General features: G+C 42.9%; 21 protein-coding genes. 14 read left to right on the top strand and 7 right to left on the bottom strand.

Annotated features, from left to right (window positions below):
• Positions 1 to 106: 106 nt before the first annotated feature.
• Both TV75_RS10280 and TV75_RS10285 read right to left on the bottom strand, forming a co-directional pair.
• Positions 107 to 604, bottom strand: coding sequence for a DinB family protein (locus tag TV75_RS10280; protein WP_044338664.1), 498 nt, complete (start codon positions 602 to 604; stop codon positions 107 to 109).
• Positions 605 to 734: 130 nt separating this feature from the next.
• Positions 735 to 1,340 carry a hypothetical protein gene (locus TV75_RS10285; protein ID WP_044338665.1) on the bottom strand — a complete coding sequence of 202 codons (606 nt, stop codon included), beginning with the start codon at positions 1,338 to 1,340 and terminating at the stop codon, positions 735 to 737.
• Positions 1,341 to 1,524: 184 nt separating this feature from the next.
• On the opposite strand from TV75_RS10285, the gene TV75_RS10290 reads away from it, so the two are divergent.
• From TV75_RS10290 to TV75_RS10340, 11 genes are all read left to right on the top strand, one after another.
• Positions 1,525 to 2,295 (top strand): nucleotidyltransferase domain-containing protein, encoded by a 771-nt coding sequence (locus TV75_RS10290; protein ID WP_044338666.1) that lies wholly within the window; start codon positions 1,525 to 1,527, stop codon positions 2,293 to 2,295.
• Between the two features lie 324 nt (positions 2,296 to 2,619).
• Positions 2,620 to 3,048, top strand: coding sequence for a YwqH-like family protein (locus tag TV75_RS10295; RefSeq protein ID WP_044338667.1), 429 nt, complete (start codon positions 2,620 to 2,622; stop codon positions 3,046 to 3,048).
• Complete coding sequence (locus TV75_RS10300; RefSeq protein WP_044338668.1) at positions 3,049 to 3,348, top strand: DUF5344 family protein; 300 nt, start codon at positions 3,049 to 3,051, stop codon at positions 3,346 to 3,348.
• A gap of 20 nt (positions 3,349 to 3,368) precedes the next feature.
• Positions 3,369 to 5,216: a T7SS effector LXG polymorphic toxin gene (locus tag TV75_RS21480; RefSeq protein ID WP_082051236.1), complete on the top strand. Its 1,848-nt coding sequence runs from the start codon at positions 3,369 to 3,371 to the stop codon at positions 5,214 to 5,216.
• A 2-nt stretch (positions 5,217 to 5,218) separates the two neighbouring features.
• Positions 5,219 to 5,704 (top strand): antitoxin YezG family protein, encoded by a 486-nt coding sequence (locus tag TV75_RS10310; protein WP_044338669.1) that lies wholly within the window; start codon positions 5,219 to 5,221, stop codon positions 5,702 to 5,704.
• A 472-nt stretch (positions 5,705 to 6,176) separates the two neighbouring features.
• Entirely contained in the window at positions 6,177 to 6,629 is a 453-nt protein-coding gene (locus TV75_RS10315) for a YrhA family protein (RefSeq protein ID WP_044338670.1), read from the top strand.
• Between the two features lie 105 nt (positions 6,630 to 6,734).
• Complete coding sequence (locus TV75_RS10320; RefSeq protein WP_082051237.1) at positions 6,735 to 7,190, top strand: DUF600 domain-containing protein; 456 nt, start codon at positions 6,735 to 6,737, stop codon at positions 7,188 to 7,190.
• Positions 7,191 to 7,482: 292 nt separating this feature from the next.
• Complete coding sequence (locus tag TV75_RS10325) at positions 7,483 to 8,088, top strand: hypothetical protein (RefSeq protein WP_044338671.1); 606 nt, start codon at positions 7,483 to 7,485, stop codon at positions 8,086 to 8,088.
• Positions 8,089 to 8,222: 134 nt separating this feature from the next.
• Entirely contained in the window at positions 8,223 to 8,384 is a 162-nt protein-coding gene (locus TV75_RS21830) for a hypothetical protein (protein ID WP_156142387.1), read from the top strand.
• Positions 8,385 to 8,542: 158 nt separating this feature from the next.
• Positions 8,543 to 8,791, top strand: a complete 249-nt coding sequence (locus TV75_RS10335; protein ID WP_044338672.1) for an Imm59 family immunity protein — start codon at positions 8,543 to 8,545, stop codon at positions 8,789 to 8,791.
• A gap of 167 nt (positions 8,792 to 8,958) precedes the next feature.
• Positions 8,959 to 9,207 carry a hypothetical protein gene (locus TV75_RS10340; RefSeq protein ID WP_052504518.1) on the top strand — a complete coding sequence of 83 codons (249 nt, stop codon included), beginning with the start codon at positions 8,959 to 8,961 and terminating at the stop codon, positions 9,205 to 9,207.
• Positions 9,208 to 9,252: 45 nt separating this feature from the next.
• Here TV75_RS10340 and TV75_RS10345 read toward each other — a convergent pair whose 3' ends face one another.
• The 5 genes from TV75_RS10345 to TV75_RS10365 all read right to left on the bottom strand — a co-directional run bounded on the left by TV75_RS10345 (position 9,253) and on the right by TV75_RS10365 (position 13,974).
• Positions 9,253 to 9,558 (bottom strand): hypothetical protein, encoded by a 306-nt coding sequence (locus tag TV75_RS10345; RefSeq protein ID WP_044338673.1) that lies wholly within the window; start codon positions 9,556 to 9,558, stop codon positions 9,253 to 9,255.
• A 192-nt stretch (positions 9,559 to 9,750) separates the two neighbouring features.
• Positions 9,751 to 9,984 carry a twin-arginine translocase TatA/TatE family subunit gene (locus TV75_RS10350; protein ID WP_044338674.1) on the bottom strand — a complete coding sequence of 78 codons (234 nt, stop codon included), beginning with the start codon at positions 9,982 to 9,984 and terminating at the stop codon, positions 9,751 to 9,753.
• A gap of 21 nt (positions 9,985 to 10,005) precedes the next feature.
• Positions 10,006 to 11,439: an alkaline phosphatase PhoX gene (locus TV75_RS10355; RefSeq protein WP_044338675.1), complete on the bottom strand. Its 1,434-nt coding sequence runs from the start codon at positions 11,437 to 11,439 to the stop codon at positions 10,006 to 10,008.
• The gene (tatC, locus tag TV75_RS10360; protein WP_044338676.1) at positions 11,436 to 12,200 is read right to left on the bottom strand and encodes a twin-arginine translocase subunit TatC; all 765 of its coding nucleotides are present in this window, start codon (positions 12,198 to 12,200) and stop codon (positions 11,436 to 11,438) included. The genes TV75_RS10355 and tatC overlap by 4 nt, the downstream gene beginning before the upstream one ends.
• A gap of 19 nt (positions 12,201 to 12,219) precedes the next feature.
• Positions 12,220 to 13,974, bottom strand: a complete 1,755-nt coding sequence (locus TV75_RS10365; protein WP_044338677.1) for an alkaline phosphatase D family protein — start codon at positions 13,972 to 13,974, stop codon at positions 12,220 to 12,222.
• A 433-nt stretch (positions 13,975 to 14,407) separates the two neighbouring features.
• On the opposite strand from TV75_RS10365, the gene TV75_RS10370 reads away from it, so the two are divergent.
• The 3 genes from TV75_RS10370 to TV75_RS21490 are packed head-to-tail and all read left to right on the top strand — an operon-like array spanning position 14,408 to position 15,547.
• Entirely contained in the window at positions 14,408 to 14,599 is a 192-nt protein-coding gene (locus tag TV75_RS10370; RefSeq protein WP_044338678.1) for a hypothetical protein, read from the top strand.
• Between the two features lie 48 nt (positions 14,600 to 14,647).
• The gene (locus tag TV75_RS10375) at positions 14,648 to 15,430 is read left to right on the top strand and encodes a TerC family protein (RefSeq protein ID WP_044338679.1); all 783 of its coding nucleotides are present in this window, start codon (positions 14,648 to 14,650) and stop codon (positions 15,428 to 15,430) included.
• Positions 15,431 to 15,547, top strand: coding sequence for an excalibur calcium-binding domain-containing protein (locus TV75_RS21490; protein WP_437176709.1), 117 nt, complete (start codon positions 15,431 to 15,433; stop codon positions 15,545 to 15,547).
• Positions 15,548 to 15,644: the final 97 nt, after the last annotated feature.

Below are 15,644 nucleotides of genomic sequence, written 5' to 3' on the forward strand. Positions count from 1 at the left end.
ACCGGGACAGGTACCGTGGTTCCTTTTTAATCCGGTGTGCCAAGGGACCTGTCCCCATGGCTCCCGAGAAAAAAACAACCGGCCCCGGCCGGTTGTTCATCACTTCTTAACTCTTCTGCGCATTCATCGCTTCCATTTCTTCCTTACTAGGTCCGTAGACGCCAGGAACCTTCAAGTCAGCTTGTCTCATGAGGACCGTCAATTGACCGCGATGGTGGGCCTGGTGCTGAATGAGCAGGCGGAACACGGCCTGAATCGGCATCTCCATGCCGAAAAGATTCACCATTTCGTTCATCTTCTCATCGGACACCTGTTCAGAAACGGCTTCTATCAGACGATCGCTGACCAACTTATACGTTTCACTGATTTCCGAGGCAGTTGCCGGTGCACTTTTCCGAAGATCCGGCACCTCGAATGTAATCCCGACTTGAGCAGGGAAGTAGTATGTAGCTCCCGTGATATGCCAGGCGACGCTTCCAATGCTGTATAAGTCAGGTGCCACTTCCTGCTTCAGTGATTCGTCCGTCAGTGCATCCATCACTTTTTGAGTGACTGCGGCTTCTTGTTTCCATTCTTGTAAGAAATCATTGACTGATGTGAACATAAATATTCCCTCCTTAAAAATAAATAAGCACTTTCTGTTTTATTGTATCATGGGGAGTTGGCACGAAGCTTCTTTGAAGATTGAATCAATGGAGAAAGATAGAGCCCACAGGGAGCCCTATCACACCCACTTACTTTAACTTCAGCTCAATCTCATACTCCTTCATCTCAGCTTCAAAATCATCCTCTGCTCCCTGATGCCCACTGAACTCCATCTTGATCCATTCAATGTCCTCTGCGTGGCCCCTTTCCAGGTACCAGATGATATTCCCTTCCTTGATGACCCCTTTATCGATCTCACCGCCGATGCTGTCTGAAACCCACATATCCGGCATATCAATTTGTTCCCCGGTGCTTGTGACAAGCACGGCCTGGTCCGGATAGAACGTGAACTTGCCATCGGTGGTGTTTTCTATTTTAAATTTCACTCCCACTGCTGACGTCTTTGCGTTTTCATCTTCCACCGTAGGGGCTTTATCGGTCACGACGGCTTTCTGGATTTCCAGCTTCAATCCGTTGTAATCATCCGCCCATGTAGCCTCATTGTAATACGTCCAAATATCTTCTTCTTGTGCTTTTTCCTCAGGTTTTTCTTCCTTGCTTGAATCACTTGCGGTCTTTGCCTCGGCTTTTTCTGTATCGTTCTGATCGAGTTCCTCGACAGCTGCATCCCCTCCGCAGCCTGCCAGCATGAGAGCCAGTGCACCAGTGAATAATAAATAAACCAACTTTTTCATAAAGCATTCCTCCTTGTGAAGTGGAAATGTGAAATATTTCCTTATGCATTTAGTGTAAAGGGTGACCTTCTTGAATTTTTGATAAGGGGAAGGTTCTATTTTAAAATTTAAGCTGAATGTATGTGTAGCATGTAAAGATTGGTATAATGGCGTAATATACTTTTTTAACGAAGGGGAAATGGATATGCGTCAAGAAACGGCCGTGGAAAAAGTGCTGGAGAGTTTAAAAAAGGATCCCAGTGTCCGGAGTGTCTTCCTAAAGGGGTCGATGGGACGGAAGGAACACGATGAACAATCGGATATCGACCTGTATTGTTTGGTGGAGGAAGGGAAAGAGGAGGAATTCCTGACCAGGCGCCTTGATCACTTGAGGGCATATCAGGATCTCCTTTTCCATGATGATATCTTCATCATTGCGCCGCAGATCATCGCCATCTATGAAGACTGGTTGCACATCGATCTTTTCACGGTGACAGAAAAGACGTTACAGGAGAAAGATTTCTTTACCGTGTTATATGATCCTGACCATCTCATGGGAAAATATGAATCTACTCAAAACCTCCTCCTCTCAAAAGAGCAGTTCAGGGATCACGTCCTTGACGCAGCCTGGTTCCTGTTTCAACATCAGAAAGCAGCCGCGAGAGGGAATCATACGTGGGCAGTGGAAATGCTGCGGCATTGTATGAGGAGCGTGACAATCATCCTGCTGGCAAGATATGCGAAGGAGCGGGCGGTTCTTGGATTGAAGACGATTCATAGGGATTTGCCACAGGAGTTACAGGATAGAGTAGTGGGGATTTATGAGGAGATGACGCCGTCCCGGCATGAGAAGGCTGCAAGGGAGATTGCGAGTCTTTTAGGGAGTGAGTTTGAGTGGATTCGGGAAGAGCTTGGGGAGGATGAAGGTCGGGTTGGTTCGTTCATGGGGTTGATGATTGGGAAGGTAAATGGCTGAGGTGGTTGTCCTGTTGTGGAATGATGATATAGGGTCATTTCGAGGATCTCTTTCTAAAAACCAGGCTATGTAAAAGGGACATTTGTTCACGGGATGAATGGGACAAGGGACATGTTCCTCTGTACCTGGTCATAAAGTCACGTTTAGAAAGGTGACAGGTTTTACTTATTGTCAATAGTGGTAAAAAAGAACGATGAATATTTTCCTTTTTTTGTCATGGGCTCATTTCGAAATAGAATGAGGAAGAAAAGGGTGGTACGATATCAGTAGCTATTGGGATTCAACAGGTATTTTAGCGGATCAATATGTAAGGGAGATGCCGATATGGGACTCTACAATGACTTGAATTACATTCAGAGTGTGATCCATTCCCGATCGAGCGATATTCAGGAAAAGATTTCGCGATTGAGGAATGCAAAGAACGCCATTCTGAGTGAACAAAGTCAACTACTAAATGAAATAAAGCAAATCGGGCAGCCGGAATTACATAATAATTGGATGGGTCCGAGGTCGGAAGATTATCATGCGGAACGGGATTCTGCCCTTCAGGCGATGAGGCAAATCGGACATGAAAACTATGACGAATACGTCAGTTCCATAGAATCAAAGATTCATTCCTTGGAAGCGCAGCAAGGGGTTATTAGCTTCTATGGCAATTTGGCCAATGATGCAGAATATTTACTTTCCAAAGGTGAAGATTTTTATGAGCAGGTCTCCCATAAACTCAGTGACTTGAAAGGGAGGTTATTTTAGATGAATGTGAGCTCGGGATCTGGCGGCGGATCAACGCAGCAAATAAAGCTCAATCACAGGGAGGTCATGGCGAAACTGAATGAAGCGCTCAACTCACTGGAACGGCTTCAGCTAAAGGCGCCCGCACAGGAGCAGTTGGGACGGAACAAGCTGAATTATACGGATGCATGGATTCAGCGCGAACAGAACATTCAACTGTTATTGAAGGAATATATCGCCACAGTGGAAAAGAATATTGAAGATACAAAAGCAAATGTAGAAGCTTTAAAACAACAGGATGAAGCCATAACAAGATCCTGATAGAAAGGCAGACGCGACCATTGAAAGTATATGAAGCCCCCACTTTACTCGACGCAATGTCATCACGTCGACATGAATACGAGACATTAAAAGATCAACTTCTTACACTGAAAAGTTCTTTTCAAGCCATTGTGGAACTTGACGATGAATTCCAGGGAAAGGGTGCCGATGCCATTAAAGGCTTCTACGGCGCTCAAATCGATGTCGTTGAGGTTTGGATTCAACTTGCTGAAAGCAACATCGCTTTTTTCAACGGTATTCAGGGTGACGCAGAAGGGCGAAACCTTGGCAGGGAAACAGTGGAACTCCCATTCCTGGAGGAAGATCTTCATCAAAGCGAGCGACGTTCAGGTGAAATGATCGCTGCACAGCAGCAGGAACTCCAAAGAATCCTCAATCGCATAAGCGACATCCATCTACTGAATGTCTTTTCAAGGGAACGATTCGATACCCATATGGAAGAGGCGAGGAGGCAGCGAGAGGATACACTTGACTCCGTCAATCGATTTGATGAAGAATTAAAAAGGGAATATCAACATTTAGAAGTCAGCGAACAAATACTCGCAGGGCTAATGCGGCAGTTAATGGAATCGTCCAGTCAAGGGAGTCACATCTCACCGCTCTATTTTAACGCGACAGCCTATTACTCCAGTGATGCCTATCAGCTGACAGACGACATCACAGCCCAGACTGACTCTTACTTGAAATTCAAGGAAGCACAGGAACAGGCAAGAGAGCCCAAACCGATCCCGGAAGAGGAAGTCAACGAAAACCCCATCACCGAATCCCTCAACAGTTTCAAAGAAATTGGCCAGGATCTCTGGGCCGGGATGGAGAAGAGAAATGAAGACAAATTTGACTCCGTCTATGATTTTGGAAACTATATTACGGCTGGGGCACCGGATTTAGTCAAGGGCTTTGCGAGTGGTCTGAATGAACGTGCTGAAGTAGCAACCGACTCAGGCTCTGACTTTATCAACTATCTGACAATGGGTGGAATGGATCTTTTCAATGGAGCAGTAAACCCAGATGATTCTTACTCAAAGGAACATTGGTTGAACAGCTTCGGACTGGCAGCACTCCTTGTCGGCGGTGCCAAACCAGGGCTCAACGTGAAAGGCGGCACGAACATATCAACTCCTGCACCTAAGACCGTTCCGAAAGTTTCATTGAATCATAGATGGGATCAGCTCCGATTAGGAATTAATGATCTTTATAACCGGCCTATGATGGTTGCTGATAATGGGATGTTGATTGGTGGAGAGCCTGGGTGGAGTCGGTTTTCTGTGGAGAGGACGGTTAAGGAGAGAGAGATAGGTACTGGTGATAGGGTTGGTACTAGGGATAAGGGTAGTAAGATAACTGAAGTAACAGGAGAAAATTTTGGAAAGCATATAATTAAAGGAAAGAATGGAAGGAAAGAACTTGCTTCGAATGTACGCTATATAACTGAGGAAAATTATAAGTATACAACTGATGAACTTGGTAGAATAGTAGATGTAAACGCAGAAGAATTAATAATTGGAAAAGGAAAAAGAAATACAGCAATGCAAGTGGCAGTAGGTCGAGAAGATAGGTTGTTTGATGATGATGGTGGCCATTTAATAGGAACTCAGTTTCGTGGTTCGGGAGATATTGATAATTTACTTGCTCAAAATAAATACATTAATCGCTCTGGTGGGGAGTGGTACAAGATGGAGACTGAGTGGGCAAACGCTCTGAAAGAGATTCCACCGAAAAAAGTATCTGTAAAAATTAAGCCAGTTTTCATTGGGACTTCATTAAGACCAGATTCATATAAAGTGATCTATCAAATAGAAGGTAAAGGTATATTTAAGAAAACTATTGAAAATAGGGCAGGAGGCTGAGTATGGAAAAGGAAATGAATAGGCTATATAGAGAGATAGCTGAAACGGTTAATGAAATGATTCCTGAAGGTTGGAATAAATTTTATTTTTATGCCCAAATATCAGAAAATGGAGGAGGAACATACTTTTTTTATAATACACTTGAAAATAAACAATATAAATATAGTTTAGAAATTCCCTTAGAATATCAAATTGATGAAGAGGAATTTGAGAGTAAAGAAGATCTTTTATATAAATTGAGTAAGGAACTTAGAAACGTTTTTAAGGCTAATGAACAAGAACTTTGGTACTCTTTTACAATGTCTTTAGAGAGTAGTGGGAAATTTAAGTTGCATTATGATTATACAAATTGGTTTGATACAGACTATAGTTTTAGTGACCAGATGATTATTTGGAAAAATAAATATTTAGGTGAGATACCAACTGATGAAAATTATAAAGGATTAATTGATAAGTATCATAATGAATTTCCAAATAATCCGATTTAATAAATTAAAGCACGGGGACAGTTCTCGTACTTTTTTACACTTAGAGGAAGCATCAGAACCGTCCCCGTGCTTCTCGAGATTTGGCATCAAAGTAGGAGGATAATAATGAGAAATCAGAGTCAATAATTATCCATACAAATTGAAGTGGTTTTAAAGCTATTAATAGAAAATTATAATGAAACTCAACTAAAAGGAGTGCTAGAGTTAATATATAAAAGGTATTACTTGAAAATGGTGAAAACGACAGAAAGAAATTTCATATCTCAGGTGGAGTAAGAGCATATCTTGATAGTTATAGTGACTATAGTAATCCATTGCTTAAGGAAATGCATAAAGCAGAAAAGCTAGTTGAAGAATTATTTAGTTAAAGATTTTTCACCAAACTACTTACTTATCTAAGGGTAATACTAAACCTTGATTTTCTTTTTACCTTTCAAGGTATTTTTTCGTTTAAAAGAAGGGGAAAGTAGATATGCCTAAGTGGAAATACTTGTTAATAGAAATTAAAAAAATTGAAGAAAAGTATGGAAGTTCACTTAGGAATCCAGCATCCGATTCAGAAATCATAAAAATGAATCATATCGTTCAGCAGAAGTTAGGAAACATCATAATACCCGAGCCATATATTGAATTTTTGAAGAAAGTAAATGGGTTAGACTTTAATGGATTAGTAATGTACGGTGTTGATGAAGATCTACTTGAAAAGGAAATAGACGAAGAAATTCATGGTTTTATTGAGACAAACGAACTCTGGTATGAAAATGATTGGCAAAAGCAATATATATTTTTGGGAGATTCTGATACAGCATGTTATGACACAAAAGAGAAGGTATATGTTGAACTAGATAAGCCCTCAGGAACTTTAATTCAATCATTTAAAAGTTTTGATGCCATGTTAAGTAATGCACTTGAAACAATTATTTAGTAACGAAATTCTTTGTATGAAATTTTTTGGTGAAGCACGTCTGGTGCTTCTTTTTACACTGATAGGAAGCATCAGAACCGTTCCCGTGTTATAAGGGGTGAGTATGTGAAGGTACTCGAGGATTTTTTCTCAGAAATACAAACAGACATGGTGGCAATTTGTTTAGAGTATGTCGATAATAAAGCAGATGAAATCTTTATTTATTGTTCATATGAACCCGAAATGTATGTTTTTGATTTTTTCTATAGAATTAATGGAAAGACTGTTCATAAACATCACCTGAATGAGGCTGCAAAAGAATCAAACAGTCGCCTAAATCAAGTTTATGATGTTTCTAGAGAAAGACAGAAGGCTGCACTAAGAATTGGCAATCAAAACTTAAAGTTTATTCATAAAAAATGTGAAGAGTTCAATAAAGAAATGCCTACAGAAATGAAATTATATTACAATGTAAAACAAAATAGTTTAAAAGGAAAATATAGATATGATTTAGTTTATTCAAATGATGACGAACTATTGCCTGATGATATTTTTGATATATGGTTCGAAGAAATGAAGTAAAATAATTTGTAAAAAAACCTTGATTGGCTATACGTCTTTCAAGGTTATTTTCTTTTGGGAGACATGATTATTTTGAACGGGTTAATGAGGGGGAAAGTGGGGACAATCCTGACTCTACTTCAAAGAAAACGCTCAGTAAATCACTGGGACATCTCTTGCTTTTTTATATTGGAAGCATCAGAGACGCCCCCTGCTTCTTTCTACGTTTATAGGAAGAAAAAAACCGTCCCCGTAATCCCTGGAAACTACGAAAATACGTAGAAGATTATTAAGTAACGAAGGGAAGATTTCCTTGAATACAAAACAGTTACTACATATTTGCAAAGAATTAGGTATTAAGCTAATTGTAGATAATGCATCAATAATAGAACAAACAGGATATTATGAAAATTATAATCAAATAGAGGCTAGTAATAAAGAATGGTATTATTCTGAGATGAACTTTGAAAATAGGCCATCCCCTGAAAGAGAAAAAATGAAAAAATTCCATTATAAAGAGGAAGCTATTAAATATTTCTTTTTAAAGACATTGAAGAAATTCTATTATAAAGAAATTCTTTTTCCGAATAATCCTATTAGAAATATGAGTACCTTTGAAGAAGCGAAAAAGTTCTTTGATTCTTTAGGAATTAGGGAGCAATGTTATAGTTTCAAGAAAATGAGACCTCAATCAATTTTTGCCGAGGTGCTAGATAGTAAGGTGGTAGTAAGTTATATTGATCAAAAAGACAAGCTTAGATTTTCTACGATGCCCTTAACTTTCGAAAGGGGTATTTTTGCAGTGTACAAACTGACATATTCTCTTCACCTAGTTAAAGTAGTTGAGAAGACATATATAGAAAATGGAGTGTTAGAAAAAGAATTTGACGATGATGATATAGAGATTTTTATTAAGTAAAGGGAATTGAAGGAGTGGTTGATGGCACGTGAAGCACATGGACGGATTTTGTGCTTCTTTTTACATTAAGATGAATTACCAGAACCGTCCCCGTGATTACCCTGATAAATATTGAACCAATGGAGGTAGAAAGTATGGAAAAAATACATCGTGGAGATGGCTTTGCCATTATAGAAAAAGATGGGGAATATCAAATATCTTGGGCGCAGGGACCATATAATGAGCCAGTTTTTTATTCTATTTCTAAACGAAATATGACAAAGCACTTAAATCAGATCAAGACGCTCATGAAGTAATGATTTACGCAGAAACGGGTCAATGGCCTTCAGGTGTGGAGGAATAAGGACGGGGACGGTTCTCGTGTTTCTTTTTACATTAATAGGAGGCATCAGGACCGACCTCATGCTTCCAAAAGATTAGGTTTGCTTAAGGAAATTAAATAGGAGGACAAACTATGAATATTAAAGAGGCAATAAGAATTATACATGATGAGAAATTACAAGATTATAATATGAATGTACTAAGGAATAATAGAGTAAATGAAGTTGTGTTAAGGCATGAAAATGATAAATGGATTGTTTATGTAACAGATGAAAGGGCGAGTAAGATTACAAATTCACAAGAAACCTATGCAGATGAGGAAGAAGCATTAGATGATTTTATTGATAGATTAAGGGCTGATAAAATATTAAGGGAGTTATAAAGTTTTTATGCTTCAACATGAAAGCCTAGAAAATACATGAACTTGTATAATATTATCTGTGAGAATTTCGACTTGTGGTGGAGGTTAAATGGGGACGGTTCTGACTCTACTCTCTCTACATAAAGAATAGACACTCCGCTTTGTAATATTAAGGGAGGAATAATACTTTGACTAGAATAGAGTATGAAAGCTTTATAGCAATGCAAAACATAGATGTAAATAAATTAAATCTAGTAATTGGAGAAAAGAAGGTAATTCCTTTTGTTACAGGGTGTTTTGAAGAAGATGGTGTATGGAAAATTTATATGGTAGGGGAACGTCAAGAATTTGATATTGTTAAAGAAGGAACAGAAGAGGAAATATTTAATGTTATGTGTAGCATCACTAAAAGCAGAGTTAAACGCAGTAAGCATTAATTTCTTACCATAAAATAAAATGAAAGGATTACAGTTCACAGATTATCACGCTCCCTTTTTATTTAGTGTGTAGATTCCAACTGCAAGATTAAGGAAACCCATAATAATAACAAGTGAATATGGAATGCCAATAGATGTAGATTGGTTTATTAGATAGGTTATTCCTAAGGCTAGTACAAATGACAGAGGGAATGATATCCAAAAACGTTTAACATTAAAAGAAATAAGACCAATGGAAATTACTAGTATAAGAAATAATAGAGAAAAATAAACCCACTCGGTAAGAGGAAGCGATGGTAACACCAATAAACAAATTGTAACTGCAACAAGCATTAAATAAATTAATTTCAAGTAAATCCTCCTCGAAAGTTAATATCTATCATTACCCTTTATTCCATATTTGGAACCATATGAAACTAAGAATGCACGGGGGCGGTTGTCGTGCTTTTTTTCATTAAAAGGAAGCAAAAGAAACGTCCCCATGCTTCAGAATCAAAAAACGTCCAGAGCAAAAAACCTCTAGACGTCTTTGTGTGATAAATATCAGCTGCCTGTCTGTTGCTTGTCCTTCTCCACAGCTTTCAGTCGTTGACCTTCGTCTGCAGAGCTACTCTTCTCTTGATCGTTTCCATTCATTAGATCACTGGTAGCACTTTTGAATTCTTTTAATGTGCTTCCGAAAGCACGTCCGATTTCTGGGAGTTTGGAAGGTCCGAAGATGATCAACGCGATGACCAGTACAAGGATTAATCCTGGGATTCCGATATTGGTTAGCATAATTTCCGCCTCCTGTTGGGTTTATAGAATGGGCATGCCGTGTCGTGCGAATGCAGCTGCTTCTAGGTCTGACATTCCCTGGACTTCGGCAAAGGCCGATAATGTGTCTGAAATTTTCGGTGCGTACGCGGCCGGCGGTGCAGCATGGCCCATGAGTCTTTTGCGGGATGCGTTTTTTCTGGCGAATGGTCCCCAGATCGCGAAGGTCATCCCGGGTGATTGAATATTGATGAAGAAGGTTCGGCCGTCTGTCGAGAACGTTGGTCCTGCAAGTTCTGAATTGTTCACTTTATTTTCTGCGAACACATACGTTTCGCCTTCTGGTGTCATTCCGATGATACGATCGACACCGTCCCCGTCTTCCGCGATCCACAGGTCTCCCCATGGAGTGATGCAGATATTATCAGGCATTTCCAGATCATTTTGCGCAGTAGATTCATAGAAGAGCTCCAGTGTGTTGGTGGCCGGGATATAACGGTACACACGGCCCAGATCTTTATCCCCGGCGGATGTATCGTCAAACCAGAACACGCCGCCTTCAAAATAAGCCCCCTCGAGACGGCTGAAGGCAATGCAGCCTTGTCTGCCTGCATCAAGGGTCGGTTTTTCCGGATTGACATCTTTCCATACAACCCCGAATTTCTGACCGGAATGGAATTGGCTGGTTTCGTCCTTGCTCATCTCTTCGATGGCTGCCGCCTGGAGCTTGCCGCCTTTTTGCAGGGCACCGACTCTTTGACTGCGGTCGTTCGGAAGGAAGCGATACAAGTAACTCGGCCCGGCGTCTTCGGTTAAATAGACGATCCCTGTTGCCGGGTCAATGGCCGTGGCTTCATGGGAAAAGGCACCCATGTCGCGGATCGGGGTTTTCGAAATATTGTTTTCTGGGTTGTTTGGATCCACTTCGAACACATAGCCATGACCTTCTTCGAGCGTTTCTTCACATGTGAGCCATGTGCCCCACGGAGTCGCTCCGCCTGCACAGTTACGGATCGTACCGGAAGAAGAGACGTATTCCTTCATGACTTGGCGGTTAGGACCGACGACCAAGGAGGTTGTCCCGCCGGATTCTTCACGGCGGTATGGATTTTTCCCGATCACGGGGTATTTGCTGTTTCCGCTCAACTCATGGTTCCTCACGAGGATGGTGGAATTATGGGGACCACTATAGGCGGCCATCCCATCGAACTTGGCAGGGACGGGTCTGCCATCGGATAGTGAATTTCCTTCCTCAGAAATGATCCGGTATTGGAAACCGCGGGGAAGGTCCATCACGCCGCCGGGGTCCTTGACAAGGGGACCATAGCCGCCGGTCGTTTTTCTGTTTTGGGATGTGCCGGCAAATGCTTTGTTTCCACCGAAAGACATCAATCCAGTGCTGCCGAGGGCAAGGGCAGCTGTACTGATCCCGCTCGCTTTCAGAAAGTCTCTTCTGTTCATATCGTGTTTATTCACGTCTCTTCACTCCTTAGAACTAAATTTTCTTGGCCTGCATGTGACTCCGTCGATTGGGAAGCGCGTTTCTTATACGCGATCGTTGAACATGTAATGCTGATTTCATATAAAAGGAGAAGCGGCAGGATGACGAGTACGTCCGACAGGAAATCCGGCGGCGTAATCAGAACGGAAATGACAATCAGCAAAAAATAGGCGATCCTTCTTGATTTCTTTAATTTGGCCGGGTCCAAAATGCCAAGTACCGTGAGAAAGACGATCACTAATGGCATTTCAAATAACAAGCCAAAAGGTAGAGTAAGGTGCAGCATAAATCGGAAGTACTTTTCCGCCGTGAACATCGTTTCAAATTGGCCTGCTGACAGGGTGGTCAAAAAATTCAGGACGATCGGAAAGAGTAAAAAGTAACCGAACCCAATGCCGGACATGAACAAAAAGAACAGGGCGGGTATAAAGCGTAAGGTGACTTTTCGTTCTGTCGGGCTCAGACCCGGTGAGACAAACCGCCAGATTTGGTAGGCAGCAACAGGAATGGTGGCAGCCAGTGAAAAGACGGCTGCGATCATCACGTACACCCAAAGAATCTCACTCGGTCCGAGAATCGCAAGCTTCATGTCTAAATCCCTGATCAGCCACCCGTAGATCGGTTTCATAAAGGCCATCCCCACGATCAGGAAACCAATGAAAGCGAGTACGGTTTTAATGGCCCGGCTCCTGAGCTCTTCCAAATGTCCGATCAGCTGCTGGTTGCGATCTTTCATGGCCTCAGCCTCCTTGGTGCTAATTCATTTGCATGTGTTTACCTTTTTGGGCCTGCTTTTTATGGGCCCGGTTGTGAGCTTCATGACGATCCTCTTCTACCTCAGAAGACGTCTGTTTCCCTTGGGGAACGGCTGCTGTCGAAACTTCCTTCAGTCCTTCTGAATCTTTTTCATACACGAATGAAGCTCTGGTAGAAATATCTGCCCCGGGACTCGAGACGAATGGAACCACACGATAATCGGTTCTCCACTCGGTCGGCGTGACATGACAGCGGACATACCCGCGATAATCGTTGAAGAATTTAATATGGTCGTTCTGGGCCAGAATACGGTCCGTGTCCGCGCGCTTATCCGCCCCGTCTCCACCTGATGTGATCGACGTACCGACGAACTCAGCTCCAAGCATGGGGGAAGACGGATCATCAAAGTCTGCCAGGATATTCGAAGCCCAGTTCGCGTGTACATCACCTGTCAGGACGATCAAGTTATCCATGTTCTCTTTACGGGCAAAATCCGTGATGCGCTCCCTCGCAGGTGTGTAGCCATCCCAGCTGTCCATGCTGTAACGAGGTTGATCAGGGCTTGGGCCATAATTTCGTTTGGCAAAGAAGATTTGCTGGGCAAGTACATTCCAGGAAGCAGCCGATTTGCCAAGGTGATCAAGGGCCCATCGTTCCTGCTCGCCACCCAGCAAGGTGCGTGAAGGATCCAGGGATTCTTCCGTCTGTGGAGAGCTTTTATCTCCATTCGCCTGATCAGAACGATACTGACGGGAATCGAGCACCATGAAATTCGCCAGGTTTCCGTATGAGAACTGACGGTAAAGCTGCATGTCCACTCCATGTGGCATCGATGATCGTCTTAATGGCATGTGTTCATAGTAGGCTTGATAGGCAGCCACACGTCGGTTCACGAACTCTTCCACAGACTGGCCTTTCTCCGGGATCATGTCAGCATAGTTGTTCTCCACTTCATGGTCGTCCCATGTGACAACCCAAGGGAAAGCAGCATGGGCAGCTTGCAGGTCTGTATCTGTCCGGTATTGAGCATGACGGTTCCGATAATCCTCCAACGAACGGATTTCAGGACCTTTATGGTGTCGGACATTTCCTGTACTTGCTACATACTCATCGGGACCGTATTCATAAATGTAGTCTCCAAGATGGAACACGAGATCAAGGTCTTCTTTCGCCATATGCTTATAGGCCGTGTAATAACCGTGCTCATATTGCTGACAGGAAGCAAAGGCAAACGTGAGGCTTGAGACGTCTGCATTCAGGGCAGGAAGAGTTTTCGTTTTTCCGATCGGACTGAAATCCTTCCCGACTTTGAACCGGTAATAGTACACCGTACCGGCTTCCAGGTTCCCAACTTCTGCATGAACGGAGTGAGCGAGGGACGGACTGGCCATTTCCGTACCGCGCTGAACAACCCGGCGGAAATGTTCATCTTTCGCGATTTCCCACTTCACAGGAATCTTGCGGTCAGGCATCCCGCCGCCATTGAGCGGGTCGGTGGCTAAACGTGTCCATAACACGACACTATCCGGCAGCGGATCGCCAGAAGCCACCCCAAGTAAAAACGGATAGTCTTCTAACCCGGCTTCTTCTGCAGAGACAGAGAAACCGCCCATGGATTGAGCAATCGCGACTCCTAACGAAATGCCGGCGACTTTCCCCGCACCTTGAAGGAAGCTGCGGCGGTCGACCCCTTTATGTAAGGTCTCTTCATTAAGCTTTTGAATCCAACTTTCCATCGATCTATCATTTGTCATGCGGATGTCTCCCTTCATGAATCTATTCAATCGAACAGTTCATAGTATAGGGGGCACGTTTTAACTTACTGTAAATGAATGTAAACAGAGGATAGAATAGGAGGGTAATCATGCCCGGGACAAAAGGATGTTTATTGATTGAATATTTCAACAAATAGGGAAGATTCAGCAGATTTCACCAATTTTCCATAGGAGGTCAGTCCCGTTTTTCTTAACATGGATGAAAAGAAAACTACATAATAAAATGAATAGAGGGAGAAGGAGATATACGGTCACTGAAATAAGGAGCAGAAATTCCTCCACATGTCTACAAAGGAAAAAATAAACAAATTACCCACTTGACCAACTACTTGTCCAGTTGCTATATTTATCTCAAGATCACTATTTTGGTGAAAAAAATGAATAAGACTCCAAAGGGGAGTAGCTTTCAAGTATGTCGTCATTTCGTGATGGGATTCCCGTCTCCGGCCTGCTTGGCAACCGCGATGTTGCTTGCGAGACCTTTGCCTACAAGGTAAAGGACCCCCTCTGTATAGATGCAGATGATAGACCTTTACCAATCGGTAGAGGTCTTTTTCTATTGGAAAAGGAGTGGTGTCAGGGGGATGCTGCAGCAAGTCGTTGAGTCGCTACAATGGGCCTGAATGTAAAAAATGGGAAAGAGGGATGAACATTGGAATGGTCTTTGTTATTGGAGTATGGTTGGGTCTTAATGATATTAATCGCGTTGGAAGGAATCCTGGCTGCTGATAATGCTTTGGTCATTGCGACGATGGTCCGGCACCTGCCGGAGGATAAGCGAAAGAAAGCATTGTTCTACGGCTTGGCGGGAGCGTTTGTATTCCGGTTTGGTTCCTTGTTCCTGATTTCGTATCTCGTCGACATCTGGCAGGTGCAAGCCATCGGGGCCGTGTATCTGCTTGGGATCGCGATCTACCATTTACTCAAGAAGCATGTGATCAAGAAACAGATTGAAAAAGTGAAGGATAACGAAGAGACAAAGGGATCCGGTTTCTGGTGGACCGTCGTCAAAGTGGAATTGGCGGATATCGCATTCGCGGTGGATGCCATCCTGGCAGCGGTGGCCCTGGCGGTGACGCTTCCCGAGACCAACCTTCCGGCCATCGGGGGACTTGACGGGGGGCATTTCATTGTCATCTTACTAGGGGGAATCATCGGCCTCGTCATCATGAGATTTGCCGCCTCTGCGTTTGTAAACCTGCTGGAGAAACGTCCAGGACTCGAGTCCGCTGCCTTCGTTGTCGTCGGCTGGGTCGGCGTGAAGCTTGCGGTTTACGCATTAGCCCATCCGTCCTTGGGGATCATCTCATATGAGTTTGCTAAGGGATCCGTTTGGAAAGGGATCTTCTGGACAGTACTGATCGGCATTGGAATTGTGGGTTGGGTCAAGTCGAAGCCGAAGGAGGATTCAAGCCAGGGTTCTCTGGCTAAATAAGTGTTAGAAGCACGGGGACGGTTGAGAAAAGTCTATCCGGATGGAGTCCCTTCCGATCATCCTGCTTATGCACGGAAGCATGACCGGGATAAGGATGACTGGGCGTGTGAGAGATAAAGAAAGAATATGAGCCATTCCTTTTGTGAGGGAATGGCTTTTTTTATTTGCAAAAATAGTGGAGAATGACTGGAACTTACCCCCATCTCAATCGTAT

Source organism: Rossellomorea aquimaris (assembly GCF_000935355.1).
Taxonomy (GTDB): Bacteria; Bacillota; Bacilli; order Bacillales; family Bacillaceae_B; genus Rossellomorea; species Rossellomorea aquimaris_B.